Source organism: Halopseudomonas yangmingensis, assembly GCF_900114825.1.
In the GTDB taxonomy this organism is placed as follows: domain Bacteria; phylum Pseudomonadota; class Gammaproteobacteria; order Pseudomonadales; family Pseudomonadaceae; genus Halopseudomonas; species Halopseudomonas yangmingensis.
Window position 1 is genome coordinate 42,285 of record NZ_FOUI01000013.1, and the last position, 19,985, is coordinate 62,269.

General features: G+C 62.0%; 21 protein-coding genes. 9 read left to right on the forward strand and 12 right to left on the reverse strand.

The genetic code is table 11. The features are described from left to right. Positions 1-15 precede the first annotated feature (15 nt). The 8 genes from flgL to rfaH all read right to left on the reverse strand — a co-directional run bounded on the left by flgL (position 16) and on the right by rfaH (position 8,403). A complete protein-coding gene (gene flgL / locus BMZ23_RS11515) occupies positions 16-1,248 on the reverse strand; it encodes a flagellar hook-associated protein FlgL (RefSeq protein WP_093477286.1) in 1,233 nt (410 codons plus the stop codon). A gap of 11 nt (positions 1,249-1,259) precedes the next feature. After that, positions 1,260-3,257: a flagellar hook-associated protein FlgK gene (flgK, locus tag BMZ23_RS11520; RefSeq protein WP_093477288.1), complete on the reverse strand. Its 1,998-nt coding sequence runs from the start codon at positions 3,255-3,257 to the stop codon at positions 1,260-1,262. Positions 3,258-3,260: 3 nt separating this feature from the next. Further along, positions 3,261-4,388: a flagellar assembly peptidoglycan hydrolase FlgJ gene (gene flgJ / locus BMZ23_RS11525; protein WP_093477291.1), complete on the reverse strand. Its 1,128-nt coding sequence runs from the start codon at positions 4,386-4,388 to the stop codon at positions 3,261-3,263. A gap of 14 nt (positions 4,389-4,402) precedes the next feature. Further along, a complete protein-coding gene (locus tag BMZ23_RS11530) occupies positions 4,403-5,512 on the reverse strand; it encodes a flagellar basal body P-ring protein FlgI (protein ID WP_093477294.1) in 1,110 nt (369 codons plus the stop codon). 13 nt (positions 5,513-5,525) lie between these two features. After that, complete coding sequence (gene flgH, locus BMZ23_RS11535) at positions 5,526-6,137, reverse strand: flagellar basal body L-ring protein FlgH (RefSeq protein ID WP_425431693.1); 612 nt, start codon at positions 6,135-6,137, stop codon at positions 5,526-5,528. A gap of 72 nt (positions 6,138-6,209) precedes the next feature. After that, positions 6,210-6,995, reverse strand: coding sequence for a flagellar basal-body rod protein FlgG (flgG, locus tag BMZ23_RS11540; RefSeq protein WP_093477302.1), 786 nt, complete (start codon positions 6,993-6,995; stop codon positions 6,210-6,212). A 44-nt stretch (positions 6,996-7,039) separates the two neighbouring features. Then, a complete protein-coding gene (flgF, locus tag BMZ23_RS11545; RefSeq protein WP_093477305.1) occupies positions 7,040-7,780 on the reverse strand; it encodes a flagellar basal-body rod protein FlgF in 741 nt (246 codons plus the stop codon). Positions 7,781-7,905: 125 nt separating this feature from the next. Next, on the reverse strand, positions 7,906-8,403 hold the full coding sequence (rfaH, locus tag BMZ23_RS11550; RefSeq protein WP_245748207.1) for a transcription/translation regulatory transformer protein RfaH: 498 nt from the start codon (positions 8,401-8,403) through the stop codon (positions 7,906-7,908). A gap of 200 nt (positions 8,404-8,603) precedes the next feature. On the opposite strand from rfaH, the gene BMZ23_RS11555 reads away from it, so the two are divergent. Genes BMZ23_RS11555 through BMZ23_RS11575 form a run of 5 tightly spaced genes read left to right on the forward strand, consistent with a single transcriptional unit; the run spans position 8,604 to position 12,548 of the window. Continuing rightward, positions 8,604-9,404 carry a hydroxymethylpyrimidine/phosphomethylpyrimidine kinase gene (locus BMZ23_RS11555; RefSeq protein ID WP_093477531.1) on the forward strand — a complete coding sequence of 267 codons (801 nt, stop codon included), beginning with the start codon at positions 8,604-8,606 and terminating at the stop codon, positions 9,402-9,404. Next, positions 9,401-10,030 carry a thiamine phosphate synthase gene (gene thiE, locus BMZ23_RS11560; RefSeq protein WP_093477311.1) on the forward strand — a complete coding sequence of 210 codons (630 nt, stop codon included), beginning with the start codon at positions 9,401-9,403 and terminating at the stop codon, positions 10,028-10,030. The genes BMZ23_RS11555 and thiE overlap by 4 nt, the downstream gene beginning before the upstream one ends. 18 nt (positions 10,031-10,048) lie before the next feature. Beyond that, a complete protein-coding gene (gene hemL, locus BMZ23_RS11565; RefSeq protein ID WP_093477313.1) occupies positions 10,049-11,329 on the forward strand; it encodes a glutamate-1-semialdehyde 2,1-aminomutase in 1,281 nt (426 codons plus the stop codon). Next, complete coding sequence (locus BMZ23_RS11570; protein ID WP_093477314.1) at positions 11,326-11,985, forward strand: hypothetical protein; 660 nt, start codon at positions 11,326-11,328, stop codon at positions 11,983-11,985. Before hemL ends, BMZ23_RS11570 begins: the two co-directional genes overlap by 4 nt. Beyond that, positions 11,982-12,548 (forward strand): tetratricopeptide repeat protein, encoded by a 567-nt coding sequence (locus BMZ23_RS11575; RefSeq protein WP_093477315.1) that lies wholly within the window; start codon positions 11,982-11,984, stop codon positions 12,546-12,548. Before BMZ23_RS11570 ends, BMZ23_RS11575 begins: the two co-directional genes overlap by 4 nt. A gap of 6 nt (positions 12,549-12,554) precedes the next feature. On the opposite strand, the gene BMZ23_RS11580 is transcribed toward BMZ23_RS11575, so the two are convergent. Genes BMZ23_RS11580 through BMZ23_RS11595 form a run of 4 tightly spaced genes read right to left on the reverse strand, consistent with a single transcriptional unit; the run spans position 12,555 to position 16,076 of the window. Then, on the reverse strand, positions 12,555-13,355 hold the full coding sequence (locus BMZ23_RS11580; protein ID WP_093477317.1) for an ABC transporter: 801 nt from the start codon (positions 13,353-13,355) through the stop codon (positions 12,555-12,557). Then, complete coding sequence (locus BMZ23_RS11585; protein ID WP_093477319.1) at positions 13,348-13,929, reverse strand: ABC transporter ATP-binding protein; 582 nt, start codon at positions 13,927-13,929, stop codon at positions 13,348-13,350. The genes BMZ23_RS11580 and BMZ23_RS11585 overlap by 8 nt, the downstream gene beginning before the upstream one ends. Beyond that, positions 13,926-14,804: a metal ABC transporter substrate-binding protein gene (locus BMZ23_RS11590; protein ID WP_093477320.1), complete on the reverse strand. Its 879-nt coding sequence runs from the start codon at positions 14,802-14,804 to the stop codon at positions 13,926-13,928. Before BMZ23_RS11590 ends, BMZ23_RS11585 begins: the two co-directional genes overlap by 4 nt. Positions 14,805-14,816: 12 nt before the next feature. Then, positions 14,817-16,076: an outer membrane beta-barrel protein gene (locus tag BMZ23_RS11595; protein WP_093477321.1), complete on the reverse strand. Its 1,260-nt coding sequence runs from the start codon at positions 16,074-16,076 to the stop codon at positions 14,817-14,819. 145 nt (positions 16,077-16,221) lie between these two features. On the opposite strand from BMZ23_RS11595, the gene miaB reads away from it, so the two are divergent. From miaB to BMZ23_RS11615, 4 genes are all read left to right on the forward strand, one after another. Then, positions 16,222-17,556, forward strand: coding sequence for a tRNA (N6-isopentenyl adenosine(37)-C2)-methylthiotransferase MiaB (gene miaB, locus BMZ23_RS11600; protein ID WP_093477322.1), 1,335 nt, complete (start codon positions 16,222-16,224; stop codon positions 17,554-17,556). Between the two features lie 90 nt (positions 17,557-17,646). Beyond that, positions 17,647-18,687, forward strand: a complete 1,041-nt coding sequence (locus BMZ23_RS11605) for a PhoH family protein (protein ID WP_425431691.1) — start codon at positions 17,647-17,649, stop codon at positions 18,685-18,687. After that, positions 18,677-19,150 carry an rRNA maturation RNase YbeY gene (gene ybeY, locus BMZ23_RS11610; protein WP_093477323.1) on the forward strand — a complete coding sequence of 158 codons (474 nt, stop codon included), beginning with the start codon at positions 18,677-18,679 and terminating at the stop codon, positions 19,148-19,150. Before BMZ23_RS11605 ends, ybeY begins: the two co-directional genes overlap by 11 nt. Next, positions 19,143-19,982 carry a CorC family transporter gene (locus tag BMZ23_RS11615; protein WP_093477332.1) on the forward strand — a complete coding sequence of 280 codons (840 nt, stop codon included), beginning with the start codon at positions 19,143-19,145 and terminating at the stop codon, positions 19,980-19,982. The genes ybeY and BMZ23_RS11615 overlap by 8 nt, the downstream gene beginning before the upstream one ends. The last annotated feature ends 3 nt before the right edge of the window (positions 19,983-19,985 follow it).

A 19,985-nucleotide genomic window follows, 5' to 3' on the forward strand; every position in this document is an offset into this window, starting at 1 on the left:
GGAAAGCTGTCGGTGTCAGCGCAGGATGTTGAACAGGCTCAAGCCGTTGATCTTGACGAAGCTCTGCTGCGACGCTTCAAGCAGGATGGTTTGCATACTCAGGCGACTCAGTGCTTCGGCGTAATCCAGGTCACGCAGCTCAGACTGGACGGTCTGGTTCAGCAGCACCAGGTTTTCGTTTTCCAGGCGCCGTGAATCAACCACATTCAAACGCGCACCTATCTCGGTCTGCTTGGTCAGAACAGTCCCCATGGCGTTGTCTATGTTCAGCAAAGCACCGGCAACGGCATCACGGGTGGCGTAGTTGCCGGTCTGGTTATCCGAGGAGCTCTCCAGATCTTCACGCAGGATGCGCAGCGTATCCAGGATGCCGCGTTTTTCCTCACCACTGGCTTCCACGGTAAACGTGTCGCCGGCTTGCGGCTCGCCGTTGAGAATCACCGCTACGCCGGCGTGGCGAATGGTGTACTCATTGTCATCGTTCGGGCTGAGCTGGCCACTGACCGGCGGCGCCAGCGGGTTTCCCGCATCATCCAGCACGTCGTATTCGGTGGCGCTGGTGAAAACAATCTGGATGCCGTTGGCCGGGAACTGGGTATCAAAGCTGTTCTTGTTTTCCACTATGCCACGTGAGATATAGCTGCCCCCGGCATTGACTGTGGCCGCTGTGGTTACCCGGTTTACGTTAAGGTTGTCGAGAAACAGCGATTTGCCGTTGTCATTGATGGCAATCATCTTGCCGCTGGCAATGGCGATCTCCCGCTGCCCTTCGTCTCCCTGATAGTTGTAGGAGCCGTCCGGGTTGCGGATGAAAGGCTGAATCTTGCCCTGGTTACCGGAAAACAGGTATTCGCCACGGGCATTGCGTGAATTGAACAGCCCGTACAGCTCATCCTCGCGCTGCTTGAGTTCCTGCGCCAGGCTGATGCGGTCCTGCTGATTGAGGGCACCGTTACCCGCCTGTACGGCAATTTCCCGGACCCGCTGCAAAATGTTAACCACGGAATTGAGTGTGGTCTCTTCCTGCGCCAGGCTGTTTTCCGCCGCTATCTGGTTGTTCTTGTACTGCTGCAGCTGACCGGCCTCCTGATCCAGCTGCAGCAAACGTACCGATGCCACCGGATCATCAGCCGGGGTGAGAATGCGCTGGCCGGAACTGATCTGTTGCTGGGTCTTGGTCAGGGTGGCGTAGTTTTTCTGCAGTCCGCCGACCCCGGTATTGAATGCCTGCAAGGTAGAAATGCGCATAGTCATGCACCTCAGCGGAAGGTATTGATCAATGTATCGAACACTGAGCGGGCAACTTGAATCAGCTGCGCCGAGGCGTTGTAATGCTGCTCGAACTTGATCAGATTGGAAGCCTCTTCATCCAGGTTCACTGCCGATACCGAGTCGCGGTTGTTCACTGCCTGGCTCAGTACCGCCTCACTGGCCTCCACATCCATGCGTGCCTGGGCGGTAAAGGTGCCAACCCGCTGGACCAGTGAGCCATAGGCATCCACAAAGTTCAGACCCGACGCGCCGCCTTGCAGCCCGATGCTCGCACGATTCTGCAGACCGATCAGGTTCAACGCATTGCGGTTGTCGGATACCCCGATGGTGCCATTGGTATCAGCATTGTATTCCAGGGTGAACCGGTCACCGCCCTGCGGTGTGCCGCTGATGGTGAACTGTAGGGTAAAGGCACCACCAGGATCGGTCCAGGTCAGCTGGTTCGGCTGTCCGGGCGTCAGGGTGGCCGGTGTCAGTGTGCCGCTGGCCGCAGAAATACCGCCAGCACCGTCATAGGTCAGCTCCACCGGCAACAGCCCATTGAGCGCCGGCATGTCCAGCGGCACCTGGGGCGCATTGCTCCAGCTGATCACCTGAGGCTGACTGATACCGGCATTGCCGCGATTCTGCAGATTGGCCTGGGCAGTCGTCGGGCTGGCCAGCGCCAGCTGCTCGGGTTGGCGCATGGCAACACCGATACTGGCGGTGGCATTACGTGTGGGCGTCAGCAGGAAACGGTCACCCTGGGCAAAGCTGCCGGCCATCGCACCCACCGAGAAACCGTCAATCACGGCTGGCGGCACATCGTTGATGTTGTACTGCCCGGCAAAGGTGTTGTCACTCAGGCGGCGCAGGGCATAGTTGCCGGCGTTGTCGACAAACTCCAGTGCGTAGTCCGAGGTGGTCAGCTTGCTGGTATCGCTGATGGTAACGCCAAGCTGGGCGCTGTCGTCGCTGTTGCCGATACGTGCAAGACTGCGCTGGTCAACGAAAGCTGCACTGTTGATGTCGCGAAACAGCGGGTTGCCGGCATTCCCGAGCAGATCCAGGCCCTGCCCGAGCTGGCTGTTGATTTCCGAGGAAATCGACAGCGCCAGACGGCCGACACTGTTGAAGGCTTCGTCCAGCACCTCACCACGAAAGCGCAGCAGTCCGCCAATTTCGCCGCCGGTAATCAGGTCGGTCACGCCCTGTCGGGCACTGGCATTGACCAGCTGAATTTCCGCACGGCCCGGATCACGCAGCCCCGGCACTACCTCAAGACTGGAGGCTTGCGAGCCCACCACCAGCGGTTGTCCGGTACCGATAAACAGGTTGATGGTGTTGTCATCCTGTACCGATGCCGTGGTGCCGATATAGGTATTGAGTTGACGAATGGCTTCATCGCGGGCGTCGATCAGGTCGTTCGGCTGACGACCGCTGGAGGCAGCAATGGCAATGGCGTCGTTGTAACCGGCGACGCTGGCAGCCAGCCGGTTGACCTGGTCGGTGACCAGACCCAGTTGCTTGTTGACAAAGCCGTTCTGGGTTTCCAGCTGGCTGTGCAAGGTATTGAAGCGACTGGTCAGACCCTCGGCCTCCGCCAGCACCAGTTGCCGCGCCGGAATGTTGGCCGGATCTTCGGCAGCGGTCTGCAAGGCAGCAAACATCTTTTCGATACCCGGACCGATACCGGTGGTGGAGCCGCCCAGCAGGCGATCAAGCTGGTCGATCTGGCTCTGGTAAGCCTTGGCATCACTGTTGATCGAGGTGCTTATCTGTACCTGGCTGGTCAGGAAGTCATTGTAGATGCGCCGGATATCGACAACGGTGGCACCGGAGCCGATGTAACCGCCACCGCTGAACTGCGCAGGGCGGGTTGCCTGCAGCGCTTCCTGGCGCGAATAGCCGGGCGTGTTCAGGTTGGTAATATTGTGGCCGGTGACCGACAGGTTGGTGCGCGCGATAGACAGCCCGCTCAGGCCAATGGATAACAGGTCAGACATGGCTTACACCCTCCCCTCTGCGCCCGAAGCCGCAGTCTGTTGCGCCAGGCGCTGGTCGCCCAGCAATTGGCGGGCAATCTGGTTTACCTTGCGGGCGTACTGCGGATCAGTCGCATAGCCGGCCGCCTGCAGTTCACGGAAGAACGCCGACGGATCGCCGCTTACCTGCAATGCCTTGCGGTAGCGGCCATTGTTCTGCAAGAAGTCGACATAGTCGTCAAAGCTTTGTTCGAAAGACTCGTAGCTACGGAAGCTCGCGCGTTCGGCACCCTTGACGCCATCGCGGTACTCATGGGTCATCACGCTGGCCGACTCACCTTGCCAGCCGCCATGCGCCTTGATGCCAAACAGGTTGTGGCTGCTGCCCTGTGGACCCTTGATGATGGACTTGCCCCAGCCGGTTTCCAGCGCGGCCTGGGCGACCAACCAGTGCGGATCGATACCCAGACGCTCGGCGGCACGTTCGGCCATCGGCAGCATGTTGGCGGCAAACTCCTGCGGCGAGCTGAAGCGTTGCGGGGCGTTAGCGTTATCAACACGGCTGCTGCTGCCTGGCAACAGGCGCTCGGCAGCCAGACGCGCACGCAGCGGCTGCCAGTCGGCGGAAGCCGGTGCGGAACCCATCGCAGTAAACTTTTCATTTTTTGACGGCAAGCCATCGATCAAGGGCTGGGGAGTGTTGCCTGCCGATTTACTGTCGGCTACCGGTGCCTCGCCCAGCAAGGCCGGATTGCGACTGACCATCGCCAACCGACGTCGCGCCAGCATGGCTGACTGATCGACAGCCGGTGCCGCCGGTCCGGCAGCGGGGGCCTTGTCGCCCTTGTCCTTGTTCAACTGACGCACCATTACGTCAGCCAGACCAATGCCCTGGCTCTCGGCCAGATGCATGGTCAGCTGGTTGTCGTGCATGTCCTGGTAGAAGCGGGTCTGGCTGCTGTTCAGCGGGTTGCCCTCGGCGAACACCTCATTGGCATCGCGCATGCTCTTGACCATCATATTGAGGAACAGCGATTCGAACTGCTGGGCAACACGCCGCAGGGTACCGGGATCGTTCGCCTGCTTGCCGCTTTTCAGCTGCTGCATGGCGTTCAGATCGGTGTAGCTGAGATTGCTGCCTACGCTGCTCATGACTGTTTCTCCGCTCAGATCACCACCAGCTCGGCATTCAATGCACCGGACTGGCGAAGGGCTTCGAGGATTGCCATCAGGTCACCGGGGGCGGCTCCGACCTGATTGACGGCACGCACAATTTCATCAAGAGAGACGCCGGGGTTGAAGACGAACATGCGGCTGTCACCCTCTTCGATATTGATTTGCGAAGTCGGTGTAATAACTGTCTGGCCACCGGCCAGGGCACCCGGCTGACTGACCTGCGGGGATTCGGTGATGGTCACGCTGAGGCCGCCATGGGTAACCGCCGCCGGCTGCACGCGGACGTCCTGACCGATCACGATGGTACCGGTGCGCGAGTTGATAATTACCCGGGCGGCGGCATTGCCCTGCTCGACTCGCAGGTTCTCGACCATCGCCAGGTAGTCGACACGGTGGTTCGGATCCAGCGGCGCACGTACCTGCACCGCGCCGGCATCCAGAGCCTGGGCCACGCCGGGCCCGAAGGTGTCATTGATGCGATCAACGATGCGCTTGGCGGTGGTGAAGTCCGGGCGGTTCAGGTTGAACACCAAGTGATCGGCGCTGTTCAACGGATTGGCCACACTGCGCTCGACGGTGGCACCACCGGGAATCCGGCCGACGCTCGGTACATTGACGGTGATCCGCGAGCCGTCGGCGCCCTCGGCACCAAAGCCGCCAACCACCAGATTGCCTTGGGCAATGGCGTATACCTGGCCGTCGATCCCCTTCAGCGGGGTCATCAGCAGGCTGCCGCCGCGCAGGCTCTTGGCGTTGCCGATCGAAGACACCGTGATATCAATGGTCTGGCCGGGGCGGGCGAAGGGTGGCAGGTCGGCGTGGATGGCCACGGCGGCGACGTTCTTCATCTGGATGCGGGTACCCGGCGGTACGGTGATACCGAACTGGGTCAGCATGTTGTTGAAGGTTTGCACGGTGAACGGGGTCTGGCTGGTCTGGTCACCGGAGCCATCCAGCCCAACCACCAGGCCATAGCCGATCAGCTGGTTGGTACGCACGCCGGCAATGCTGGCGATGTCCTTCAGGCGCTGCTCGGCCTGCAGGGGCGCGGCAACACACAGGGCCAGAGCCAGCAGCAAGGGGGTGAGAAGGCGAATCATCTTGGCGTGCTCCTCAGAATGGCCACATTGGGCTCATGAAAAACTGGCTGAGCCAGCCGGGTTGACTGGCGTTGGCAAAGGCACCGGTGCCCGAATAGGTAATACGCGCATCGGCCACCCGCATTGAGGGCACGGTATTGTCCGGACCGACATCGTCACTGCGAACCAGTCCGGAAATGCGCACCAGCTCGTTGCCGGTATTCAGCGTCATCCATTTCTCGCCGCGCACGCGCAGGATGCCGTTGGGCAACACTTCGGCGACGGTGACGGTAATCGAGCCGGTCAGGCTGTTGCTCTGGTTGGCAGTGGACTCGCCGTTGTTGCTGCGGCTGCCGCCCATGCTGGCACTCAGGTCTGTACCCAGCGTGATGCCCGGCAGTGTCGGCGTGCGCAGTGATACCGAGCTGTCCTTGCTCATTTCGCTGTCGGCGCTCTTGCGGGCAGTAGTGCGCTCGCTGAGAGTGATGGTGATGATGTCACCAACCCGGTGTGCCTTGCGGTCGTCATACAGGCTGATCTCGAAGCCCGGTTGATAGATGGCGCCGTTGTTGAGCTCCTGCGGCATCGGTGTACGCGGCATTACCGGGGCATAGGCCGGATCGTCCGGTTGCGCCGGCATCTGCATGCAGGCACCCAGTGCCAGCGGCAATGCCAGTGTGATCAGGGGGCGCAGGATTCTCATGGCAACATCACTCCGTTACAGGGTCTGGCTGATGTACTGCAGCATCTGGTCGGCGGTGGAGATCACCTTGGAGTTCATCTCGTAGGCGCGCTGGGTGGTGATCATGTTCACCAGCTCTTCCACCACGTTGACGTTGGAGTTCTCCAGGGTGTTCTGCAGCACGTTGCCCAGACCGTTCTGGCCGGGGTTGCCAACCTGCGGTGCGCCGCTGGAGGCGGTCTCGCGGAATAAATTGCCGCCGATCGCCTGCAGGCCGGCCGGGTTGATAAAGTCGGCGGTCTGGATGATGCCCAGCTGCTGAATCCCGGGATCACCGAACACGGTAATCGAGACGGTGCCGTCCTCGCCCACGGTAAAGGTCTGGGTGTCCTCCGGCAGCACTATGCCGGGCTCCAGCGGAAAGCCGTTGGAGGTGACGATCTGACCCTCGGCATCCAGGTGAAAACTGCCGTCACGGGTGTAACCGATACCACCGTCGGGCATCAGGATCTGAAAGAAACCGCGACCATTGATCGCCATGTCCAGCGGCTGTTCGGTAGTCTGCAACGAGCCCATGGTGAAGATCTTCTGGGTGCCTTCCACACGCACACCGGTACCTACTTGCAGGCCGGAGGGCAACTGGGTGTCCTGGGTGCTCTGGCCGCCCGGCTGACGCTTGATCTGGTACAGCAGGTCGGCAAATTCAGGCCGGTCGCGCTTGAAGCCGGTGGTGGACACGTTGGCCAGGTTGTTGGAGATGGTTGTCAGCATGGTGTCCTGGGCTGACAGGCCGGTTTTGCTAACCCAAAGTGCGGCGTGCATGTGCTACTCCTGGTGCGTCAGACATATGACGCATGCTGTGTTGTTCAACTGACCTGCAGAATCCGGTCGGTGGCCTGGGCGTTTTCTTCGACGGTGCGCATCATCTTCACCTGCAGTTCAAACTGCCGCGCCAGTGACAGCATCGAGGTCATTTCCTCGACCGCATTGACGTTGCTGCCCTCAAGAAACCCGGTGACCAGACGCATGGCGCCATCCGCCGGCTGCTCGGCCTGCCCTTGTACCCGCATCAGGCCATCTTCGCCCTTGCGCATCTGGGTCGGATCGGGATTGACCAGCTTGATACGGTCGACCTCGGCCAGCACATTGGGGGCCTCGCCGAGGGCGCGGAAACTGATGGTGCCGTCGACACCGATCTCGATCTTGTCGGCCGGCGGAATGGCGATAGGACCGCCATTACCGAGTACCGGCATACCGGTGTTGGTGCGCAGAATGCCGAAAGCGTCAATATTCAGACTGCCGGCACGGGTGTAGGCCTCGCTTCCATCCGGTGCCTGCACGGCAATCCATGCATTCCCCTCGGCCGCCACATCCAGCTCTCGCCCGGTTTCAATCAGGGTACCGCTGGACAGGTCGGTGCCGGGGCGTTCGGTCATGGCATAGGCGCGAGTGGCCAGGCCATCGCCGAATACCGGCATGGAACGGGCCTGTTCGAAATCGCGGCGAAAACCGGTGGTGGTCACATTGGCCAGGTTGTTGGCGTGCGCCCGCTGCGCCAGCATGTTCTGGCTGGCGCCGCTCATGGCGATAAAAAGTGACTTGTCCATGCTCTGCTCCCGAATCGACAAGGAATTGCCGTTTTCTTCTGTCGGGAGAGATAAAGCAGAAATCGTGCCAGCTTTATACGGCAAGATCTTGCCGCTATGCAGGGCACCCCTGTGGCGGGGCGCTTTCAGTGCTTGGCAATCGCCTGCCAGGGCAGCCTCAGCTGGTGCTGGCGCTGCAACAGGCTGAGCAACAATATGGCCCGTTCACTGCCATCAGCACGCAGGAAGATGGCTTCCAGTTCACGGAACGGGCCTTCAGTGATACGCACACGCTGGCCGGCCTGAAATGCCGGTTTAACCTGTGGTTGCAGGCGCTGGTGGATGCTCTGGATAATGCTGTCGTCGACACGCGCTGGCTGACCGGCGAAGCTGACCAGCCGATTGACACCGCGGGTGGAGCGAATGGTTGCCCAACAGGGATCATCCTTGCGCAGACTCACAAACAGGTAGCCGGGGAACAGTGGTTCATCCAGCAAGACCCGCTTGCCATGCCGGATTCGTTCAACCTTGTGCAGCGGACGGAAACACAACAGGCTCTGGTTGGCCAGATTCAGTTCGGCACGTTCATCCTGGCGCGGCTTGCACTGCACCAGATACCACTCCGATTCACTTGTGTCTGTCACTGGCATCCTGTCCCTGCAGACCCGCGCCTGCACTTCAATCTGTCGAATAGTTCTGCCAGCCCTGCTGACGACCGCAGTGTGAACAGACTTGCTGCGCCTGTCACTCATTTGGCGCCATGATAGCATGCACCCATCACAGAGCATCTACAGGAGCAACCTGCTGCTGCCGCAAGCCTGTGCTTGATGTTAAGCTTGCTGGCATGAACAGCACAGCCCTCTCCCGTCCCGTTGTACTCTGCCTGTCCGGCCACGACCCCAGTGGCGGTGCCGGTCTGCAGGCCGATATCGAAGCCCTGTTGGCACAGGGTTGCCATGCCGCCCCCACCTGTACTGCACTGACCGTGCAGGACACGGTAAATGTCAGTGACTTTCGCGTGCTTGATCGCGAATGGGTGCTGGCCCAGGCCAATGCCGTGATTTCTGATATACCGGTTTCCGCAGTCAAGCTGGGCATGCTCGGCTCGGTGCAGATGGTTGATACCGTACTCGAACTGATGCAGCGCCTGCCCGGTGTACCGCTGGTCTGCGATCCGGTACTACGCGCCGGCGGCGGTGGCGCGCTGGGCAAGGATGATGTGGGTTATGCCATGCGCGAACGCCTGTTCCCGCTGTCGCGGATTGCCACGCCGAACCTGCCGGAGGCACAAATTCTGGCCGAGCTGCCCGAGGGCAGTGCCGATGAATGCGCCGAGCGTCTGCTGCCGCATATCGAGTGGCTGCTGATTACCGGCGGCCATGGCGATGAAAGCCAGGTGCACAACCGCCTGTACGGTCGCCATGGCGAGCGTCACGAATTCACCTGTGCCCGTCTGCCCGGCAGTTACCACGGCTCCGGCTGTACCCTGGCCAGCACCCTGGCCGGCCGTCTGGCCCTCGGCGAGCAGCTGGTCAGCGCCGTGCGCAGCGCGCTGGACTACACCTGGCGTACCCTGCGTGATGCCGAGCAGCCGGGGCATGGCCAGTATGTGCCGCGACGCCTGCCGCTGGACTTCTGTTCGTGACACTGCGCGGGCTGTATGCCATTACCGACAGCCAGCTGCTGCCTGGCGAGCGCCTGCCGCAATGGGTGGATGCCGCACTGGCCGGCGGTGCCCGGCTGCTGCAATACCGTGACAAATCCACCGATGTGGCATTGCGCCGCGAACAGGCACAACGCCTGAAAACCCTGTGTGATTACTATGGTGCCGCGCTGATCATCAATGATGATCTGGCGCTGGCGGCCGAGCTGGGTGTTGGCCTGCACCTGGGGCGTGACGATGGCTCGCTGCGCGAGGCGCGCCAGCAGTTGGGCCGTAATGCAATCATAGGCGCCACCTGTCATGCCAGCCTGGAATTTGCCGAGCAGTCCGCCGCCGATGGGGCCAGCTACCTGGCCTTCGGCCGCTTTTTTCAATCAGTGACCAAGCCCGGCGCCCCGGCCGCCACCCCGGTGCTGCTGGAACAGGCACGCAAACGCTACAGCCTGCCGCTGGTGGCCATTGGTGGCGTGACCCTGCACAATGCCCCGCAACTGATCAGCGCCGGCGCCGATATGCTGGCCGTGGTCCACGGCCTGTTCGGCACCGACTCCGCCGCTGAGGTCGAACGCCGTGCCCGCGGCTTCAGCGAACTTTTTGCCCGTCTTTGACTTGTCGAGAGAATGCCCATGTCCCGCTCCGAAATCCTTTTCAACAACGCCCAGAAACACATCCCCGGTGGCGTCAACTCACCGGTTCGCGCCTTCAAGGGCGTGGGCGGCACGCCGCTGTTCTTCAAGCATGCCGAAGGCGCCTATGTAATCGACGAGGATGACAAGCGCTATGTCGACTACGTCGGCTCCTGGGGCCCTATGATCCTCGGCCACGCCCACCCCGAGGTACTGGATGCAGTGCGCCGCCAGCTGCAGCACGGCCTGTCCTACGGGGCGCCGACCGCGCTGGAAACCGAGATGGCCGAACTGGTCTGCTCGCTGGTGCCGTCGATGGAAATGGTGCGCATGGTCAGCTCCGGCACCGAAGCGACCATGAGTGCCATCCGTCTGGCGCGCGGCTATACCCGCCGCGACACTATTATCAAGTTCGAGGGCTGCTATCACGGCCACTCCGACAGCCTGCTGGTCAAGGCCGGCTCCGGTGCCCTGACCCTTGGCGTGCCCAGCTCGCCGGGCGTACCCGAGGCCTTTGCCCGGCACACCCTGACCCTGCCCTACAACAACCTGCAGGCGGTCGAGCAGACCCTGCACGAGCTGGGATCGGATATCGCCTGCATCATTGTCGAGCCGGTGGCCGGCAACATGAACTGCGTCCCGCCGGCACCCGGCTTCCTGCAGGGCCTGCGCACACTCTGTGACCAGCACGGCGTGGTGCTGATTTTCGATGAGGTGATGACTGGCTTCCGCGTCGCCCTCGGCGGCGCCCAGGCCCATTACGGCGTGACCCCGGACCTGACTACCTTCGGCAAGATCATCGGTGGTGGCATGCCGGTCGGCTGTTTTGGAGGCAAGCGCGCCATCATGCAGCACATCGCCCCGCTCGGCCCGGTGTACCAGGCCGGCACCCTGTCCGGCAACCCGCTGGCGATGGCCGCCGGTCTGACCACCCTGAAGCTGATCAGCCGCCCCGGCTTCCACAGCGAGCTCAGTGACTACACCAGCCGCCTGCTGGCCGGCCTGCAGGAGCGTGCCGATGCCGCAGGCATCCCCTTTGTTACCACCCAGGCCGGCGGCATGTTCGGTCTGTACTTCAGCGGTGCCGACGACATAGTCACCTTCGAGGATGTGATGGCCAGCGATGCCGAGCGCTTCAAGCGCTTCTTCCACCTGATGCTGGATGGCGGCGTGTACCTTGCCCCGAGCGCCTTCGAGGCCGGCTTTACCTCGATAGCCCACGGCGATACCGAACTGCAGCTGACGCTGGACGCCGCCGAGAAGGCCTTTGCCGCCCTATGAGCAATCTGCTGATCGCATTGCTCGGTGCGCTGATGCTGCTGTCCCAGTCACGCTGGCTGTGGCAGCAGCGCCAGAACCGCGAGCCACAGGCCCGTGGCTCGCTAAGCGCCGGCCTGGTCGCATTACTGCTGGTGAGCCTGGCCCTGCTGTGCGCACCCGCACTGCACTGGTTCGGCACCCAGGCCTTTACCGAGGCAGGCCAACTGCTGGGACTGGCCGCCAGTTACATGGCACTGCCTCTGCTCGGGCTGGCCGCAGCCCAGCTGGCCAGCGACTTTCACTGGCCACCACAGCGCTGGAGCCAGTTGATTCTTGGCATCATGGTGTTCTTCGAACTGTCGCGCTGGCTCGATCTGCAACAGGCATGGCTGTGGCTGGTTAACGGCATAGGCTATGCGGGCCTGCTGCTGGCCTTGCTGCGTCCGCGTAGTCAGGATGCGCGCCTGCGAATCCCGGCTGCCATTGCCTTGATCTGCCTGCCGGCACCATTGCTGCTGGGTTACGGCAACCCTCTGCTGGCACTGCAGCAGCCTGACATGCGTCTGCTTGGGCTACTGCCTGGTCTGATCGGCGCCGCGGCCATGGTTGGCCTGCTGGCCGAACAGGCGCACAATAGTGACCCATCGGTCGAGCCACCGGAGGAAAGGGACGCATGAAGCGGTTTCGCAACTGCCTGCCAGCATTACTGCTGGCGTGGCCACTGGCAACTCTGCAGGCGCAAAGCAGCAATCCGCTACTGATCAGCAGCGAGGAGCGCTGCGCCTTCAATCGAGTGGATGATGCCAGCCTGCCCCTGGCTCTGGAGCAATGCCAGGAGATCGCTGAACAGGGCGACCTGCAGGCACTCTACGAGATGGGTGAACTCTACTACCGGGGCCAGCGCGTCGAGCGCGATGCCGCCACCGCATTGATATGGTTCGAACAAGCCTCCGTCCAGGGGCACGCTGCAGCCCAGTATCGTCTTGGCCTGATGCATGCCCAGGGCGATGGCGTACCCCGCAACCTGACCCAGGCCTATATCATCCTGAAAATGGCTGCGGTAAATGGTGAGGATGCGGCGATGGATGCCAGCGACAATCTGGCCCTGCAGATGAACGAGCAGGAACTGGCGCTGTCCAGCCAGATCCTCGGCACGCTGTTTCGCAACTACCTGAACCAGCTGCGTGAAGAACAGCTGAATCCGCCAGTCGCCGCCCCTGTAATCCCGGAAACCCCCTGAGCCGGATCAGCCTGCCGCACGGCGACTGATCTGCCAGCACAGCGCCAGTGCCACCGCCGACACCCCCAGCAGCACCACCAGCAGCGCCGAATACACCTGATCCAGCCAGAGTGCCAGACTGAATGCCAGCAGGTGCATCAGCAGCGCATACAGCGCTGACAACCAAAGCGCACTACCCAGACTGGCAGCGCGTGACCAGACCAGCCAGGCCGGAATCACCACCAACGCCAGGGTAACAAATATCCCCATACTCAATGCCCCGACGGCCAGCAGGCCAACCACCGCCAGCTCACGCAATCCCGCCAGCAATACGGAAGGCGTCGAATGCCGCCATGGCAGCAGCTGGGTCGCCAGCCAGCGGCGCAGTAACAGGGCCAGCAGCGCCGCCGACAGCAGGGCCAGCAGCAGATAGGCCGGCAAGCGCTCCCAGCTGAGCAGCAGCAACTGGCCCTCAATGGCCGAGGAAGACAGCAGGCGTGCCTGGGGATGATTATCCGCCAGCAACAGGCCTGCCCCCCAGGCCAGCAGCAAGATCCACAGATGCTGCGACGGACCGCTCAACCCCAAAGGCTTAAGCCACCAGACCGCCAGCAACGCCAGCAAAACGGCCGATGACCAGGCACCCAGCAGCTGAGGTACGCCAGCCAGTGCGGCAAGCATGCCGCCGAGTACTGCGACCTGCGCCAGGCTGAACGCTGCCAGCGCTTCCTCGCGCACCCGCAGCACCACTCCGAGCGTCCCAAGCAACCCTGCCAGCAAGGCACCCAACAGCAAGCCGGGCATAAACAGCAGTAATTGCTCAGCCATCGGCAAGGCCCTGCAGGTGCAAGCGCTGTGCACGGGGAAAATTCAGCCGGTCATGGCTGACCATGACCACAGCAGCCAGGCCCAGAGCGGCGGTCGGTTCGGCCAGCCAGTCCTGCAGCTGTGCCTGACTGGTCTGATCCAGGTATTGTCCGGGCTCATCCAGCAGCAACAGATCGCCCGGCTGACTCAGCAGCATGGCCAGCAACAGGCGCTGACGCTGCCCGCCACTCAGACGATCAACCCGTTGCCGTCGCTGTGCCGGCACCCACGGGTGCTGTAGATCCCCCTGACCATTCAGGCGCAGCAGATCAGCAACACTGAAGGGGCCGGACAGTTGCTGTCCGGCATGCTGTGGCAGATGCCGAATACGTGGACTGCCATGGGTCAGCAGCTGCCCGGCCAGGGGCGCCTGCTCACCGGCCAGGGTTCGCAGCAACGTGCTTTTGCCAACACCGTTGTCCCCACTGACCAGCAGCAATTCCCCGGCGGCCAGCGACAGATCCAGCGGCGCACACAAGGCATGCGCTGAACCTATCTGCAGGGCTCGGGTTTCCAGCAGCACGGCGCGGGTCATTCGGCCAGTGCCGCCGCCCACAGCTCCAGCAGCGCCAGATAGGCTTCAGGCTCTGCCCTTGCCGGCTCCAGCGGCAATACCCGCAACGGCCAGCCCAGCGCCTCGGCCACCCGCTGTGCCGCTGCCCTGGGCTGATAGTTGGCCATCAGCACCACGCCGCTGGCGCCCTGATGCGATTTGATAAGCCCGTTAAGATGGGCCGGTCCCGGAGGGACGCCAGGACGCTGCTCGACAAAACCGATCAGCGCCACCGGCAGCCACTCACTGAAATAATCAAACTCCTCGTGATAGGCCAGCGCCTGATGCTGACTGGCCAGTCGCTGCGCCACCTGGGCACTGTGACCCTGCAGTTGCTCGGCAAACCCGCTGGCGCGTTGCCGAAACGCTGGCGCCTGCGCCGGGCGCAGAGCCGCCAGACGCTCGGCAAAGGCAGTGGCGACCTCGCCCATGCGCTGCGGCGACAGGTTGAAATGCGGATTGCCTTGCCCGTGCACATGCCCACCAAGCGCCGGATCAAAGCGCGTGCCGCGCAGGTGCAGGGCATCGGCAGCGACAAAATGTGCTGGCTGGCCAACCCGCAAACGCGGGTTGGCTGCAGCATCCAGCGCGGCCGGCAGCCAGCCCTCCTCCAGCTGTGCCCCCACCGAGAGCAGCATATCGGCACGCCGCAGGCTGGCGATCATCCCGGGGCGCGCGTGCAGCGCATGGGCATCGCGGTCCGCCGGCACCAGCACCTGCAACTGCGCCTCATCACCGGCGACCACCCGCGCAATTACCCCCATGGACGCGGTAGTAGCAACCAGCTGCAGGGGTTGCGCCAGAACAGACCCTGACAGCAGCAGTCCCAGCACCAGAAAAAAACGCAGTGCAGACATGGCTTGCCCCCCTCAGAAGCGGTGGGCCGGATGGCTGCCAAACAGGGCATTCAGTTGCAACATAAATATCCAGCTGTCGCCATGACCATGCCCGCCGTGACCATGGTCATGCTCACCGGCAAAGTCCTCACGGGTCAGTTGCGCACGCAGGAACAGCGTCTCGCGCGGACGCATGGTGATCTGTGCACTGTAGCGGTAAGAGGTGTCTTCCTTGCCCAGCTCACGCGGATGGAAATGTACAACGCGGTTGGTCAGGCCCAGCGCCTCAGCGCGCACGCCGGCTTCCCAGCGCGGGGCAAACCCATACACCGCCTCGAGGTAAGCGCCATCCTGCTTCTCGGTAAAGCTCGCCCAGTTGGCCCGGTTGGAGCCGCCAGCGCCGACATCGCGCTCGGTGTAATAGTACTCACCACCCACGCGCCAGTTGCCCTGGGCACCCGGACGCCCGGCATCATAGCGATACATCAGGTCGGTACCGGCAAACCAGGCGTCACCCTCGATGTAATGATTGTGATGACCATGATCATCCACCCGTGCATGCTGGCGCGACACACCACCGGAAACACCCAGCTGCAGGGCATGGCTATCGCCCAGCTGCGGGCCATACTTGGCATGCGCGACAACCAGCCGCGGGCCGCTCTTGCGCTTGGACTGTGCGCCCGAGTCGTAGCGATCCAGCCCTTCTCCCTCACCCTGCAGCAGCTCCAGACCCAGGCTCAGATAATTACTGGTCGGCGCTGTGTAGCTCAGCTGCACACCGCGATCCAGCAAGCCATGGTCACCAAACAGGTACTGGTTGACCAGTGGGCGCTCGATAAAGGACCAGTCGTGTTCGTGGCGACTGTTGATATAGCCAATATCGGAAAGGAACTTGCCCGCCTTCAGGCGCAAACCGGCCGGCAAGGCGCGACTGGCCAGATAGGCTTCCTCAACTTCAATATCTTCGTCATCAAAGCCCAGCGTCAGTACTGCATCAAACAGATCGGTCCGCGCGCGCAGGGCAATTTCCGAGTGGCCGGCGTTGAAGCCGTTTTCCAGCGCATGGCCGTGTCCATGGTCATGGTCCTCGTCATGGCCATGGGCAAAACCTGCCGGCTCGGACTCCTTGCCGGAATAACGGCGGGCAAAGATGCCGTCCAGGGTCAGCGAAGCATCGAACTCCACATCGCCAATGCGGATACCGGAAGTCGATTGGGCACTGGCCTGCACCGGTACAGCGAGCAGTACGGCCAGCGCGAGAGGGGAAAGATAACGAGCAGATGTAGTCAGCATGGCAGCCTCTTGGTCTGGGGTCAGAATCAAATCGGACGCGATGTTATAAGATAACAATGTCGATAACAACCCTGCTCATAGCTGCTGGCTTGTGCCCACTCGCCCTGTATAATCTGGCCTTTTCCGCCAGCACAGCATCAGGCCCATGACCAAGAAACTTTATATCCAGACCCACGGCTGCCAGATGAACGAGTACGACAGCTCGCGCATGGCTGATCTGCTCGGTGAGCATCAGGCCATGGAGCTGACAGACAATCCGGATGAAGCCGACGTCATCCTGCTGAACACCTGCTCGATCCGCGAAAAGGCCCAGGAAAAGGTATTTTCCGAGCTGGGCCGCTGGCGACCGCTGAAGGACAAGAATCCCGAACTGATCATTGGTGTAGGCGGTTGCGTCGCCAGTCAGGAAGGCTCGGCGATCCGTGACCGTGCCAAGTATGTGGACGTGGTGTTCGGTCCGCAGACCTTGCACCGCCTGCCGGAAATGATCGACGCGGCGCGCAGCACCGGTCAGGCCCAGGTGGATGTGTCCTTCCCGGAAATCGAGAAGTTCGACCGCCTGCCGGAACCCCGGGTTGACGGGCCGACCGCCTTTGTCTCGGTGATGGAAGGCTGCAGCAAGTATTGCAGTTTCTGTGTGGTGCCCTATACCCGTGGCGAGGAAGTCAGCCGGCCGATCGAGGATGTACTGGCAGAGATCCGCCATCTGGCCGAGAACGGTGTGCGCGAGATCACCCTGCTCGGCCAGAACGTCAATGGCTACCGCTTTGACGAGCACGACTTTGCCGACCTGCTGCATGCGGTGGCGGCGATCGACGGTATCGAGCGCATCCGCTATACCACCAGCCATCCGCTGGAATTTTCCGATGCGATCATCCAGGCCCACGCCGAGATCCCCAAGCTGGTGAAATACCTGCACCTGCCGGTGCAGTCGGGCTCGGACCGGGTGCTGGCTGGAATGAAGCGCAACCACACCGCGCTGGAATACAAGTCACGCATCCGCCGTCTGAAGGCAGCGGTGCCGGACATCGTGATCAGTTCAGACTTCATTGTCGGCTTCCCCGGTGAAACCGACCGCGATTTCGAGCAGACCATGAAACTGATCGAGGACGTCGGTTTCGACTTCTCCTATTCGTTCATCTACAGCGCGCGCCCCGGCACGCCGGCCGCCGAACTGGCCGATGACACGCCGATGGAGGTGAAGAAGCAGCGCCTGCAGATCCTCCAGCAGCGCCTTAACCAGCAGGGCTTCGAAAATAGCCGGCGGATGGTTGGCAGCACCCAGCGCATTCTGGTGACCGACTTCTCGAAGAAGGACCCAGGCATGCTGCAGGGGCGCACCGAACACAACCGGGTAGTCAATTTCCGCAGTGACAACCCGGGCCTGATCGGCCAGTTCGTTGATGTCGAAATCGTCGAAGCACTGCCGCACTCCCTGCGTGGCCAGCTGGCATCCGCCAGTGCTGACATGCCTGCCTGAGTCCTCAAGCACGACTGCCTGGCCGCTGCTACCGGCGGCTATGCAGCACGCTGCTGTCAGGCTATCCTTTCCTCCTTACTTTGCAGCCACATGGCGATCCGATCCCCCTTGAACGCATCACTGCACATACACAGCTTCACCATAGAACCCGTTGATTCCCGGCGTCTGGCCAGCCTCTGTGGCCAGTTTGACGAGCACCTGCTGCAGATCGGCAAGCGCCTGGGCATCGAAGTACGCAACCGCGGCAACCAGTTCGAACTGATCGGCGACAAGTCGCTGACCCAGTCGGCCGAGGCGGTACTGCGCCAGCTGTACCGCGAAACCCGCGGCAGTGCCGAGCTGACCCCGGAAACCGTGCACCTGTTCCTGCAGGAATCGGGACTGGAAAACCTCAGCGACGCACTGCACGACCAGGATCCGCACAAGCCGCTGGTGCTGCGCACCAAGCGCATGACCATCCAGCCGCGCGGCCCGAACCAGCAGAAGTACGTGCGCTCGATTCTCGACCACGACATCAATTTCGGCATCGGCCCGGCCGGCACCGGCAAAACCTATCTGGCGGTGGCCTGTGCGGTGGATGCGCTGGAACGCGAGCAGATCCGCCGCATCCTGCTGGTACGCCCGGCCGTCGAGGCCGGCGAAAAGCTCGGCTTCCTGCCCGGCGACCTGTCGCAAAAGATCGATCCCTACCTGCGCCCCCTGTATGACGCCCTGTATGAAATGCTCGGTTTCGAGCAGGTGGCCAAGCTGATCGAGCGGCAGGTCATCGAGGTCGCGCCGCTGGCCTACATGCGCGGGCGCACCCTGAACAACAGCTTTATCATTCTCGACGAGAGCCAGAACACCACGGTCGAGCAGATGAAGATGTTCCTCACCCGTATCGGCTTCGGCTCTACTGCGGTGATTACCGGCGACACCACCCAGGTCGACCTGCCGCGCGGCACCCGTTCCGGCCTGCTGCATGTGATCGATGTACTGAAGGGTGTCAACGGCATCGGCTTTACTCACTTCAAGTCCAAGGATGTGGTGCGCCACCCGCTGGTTCAGCGCATCGTCGAGGCCTACGACCGCTTCGATCTGGCCCAGGAACAGGCCCGCGAGGAACGCCGGGGGCAACGCGATGACGCTTGATCTGGATATCCAGCGCGCCTGCGAGCTGACACCGCAGCCGGACGACGAGAGCTTCATACGCTGGGCCAGTCTGGCCCTGCGTGAAAAACCCGGACAGGAACTGACCATCCGCCTGGTAGATGCCGAGGAAAGCCGCACGCTGAATCGCGATTACCGCGGCAAGGACCAGCCGACCAACGTGCTGTCCTTCCCTGCCGAGTTGCCCCCGGAGCTCGATATCCCGCTGCTTGGCGATCTGGTCATCTGCGTGCCGGTGGTCAACCAAGAAGCCGCCGAGCAGCACAAGCTACCCGAGGCACACTGGGCCCATATGGTGATTCACGGATGCCTGCACCTGCTGGATTACGACCACATCGAGGATGCCGACGCCGACGTCATGGAAGCTCTGGAAGTTCGCCTGCTGGCCGAGCTGGGCTTCCCCGACCCCTATGCCAACCACGAAGAGTCAGCCACCCATGAGTGAAGATCGATCGAGCAGCGGACAGAGATCCTGGCTGGAACGACTTGCCCAGGCCTTTGTCCACGAACCCCAGAATCGCCAGGAACTGCTCGATGTCCTGCGCGAGGCTCACCAGAACGAAGTTCTGGATATCGAGGCACTGAGCATCATCGAGGGCGCACTGCAGGTGTCTGACATGCAGGTGCGCGACATAATGGTGCCGCGCTCACAGATGACCACTATCAAGGCCTGCCAGAGCCCGCGCGAATTCCTGCCGGCAGTGATCGAGGCCGCGCACTCGCGCTATCCGGTGATCGGCGAAAGCATCGACGAGGTACTCGGCATACTGTTGGCCAAGGACCTGCTGCCGCTGGTGCTGGAAGCCGACTGCGAGCGTTTCAACCTCAAGGAAGTGCTGCGCCCGGCCACCTTCGTACCGGAATCCAAACGCCTCAACGTGCTGCTTCGCGAGTTCCGTGCCAACCGCAACCATATGGCCATCGTCATCGATGAGTATGGTGGGGTATCGGGGCTGGTGACCATCGAGGACGTACTGGAACAGATCGTCGGCGACATCGAAGATGAACACGATGTGGATGACGACAGCTTTATCAAGCCACTACCCAGCGGCGACTTCCTGGTCAAAGGGCTGACCCCGATCGAGGACTTCAACGAGCATTTCGACAGCGGCTTCTCCGACGAGGAGTTCGATACCGTCGGCGGCCTGGTGGCCAACGCCTTCGGTCATCTGCCCAAGCGCAACGAGGTAGTTGAACTGCAAGGGCTGCGCATCCGCGTGCTGAATGCCGACAGCCGCCGGGTACACCTGCTGCGTATCACCCTGATCAATCAGTGATTC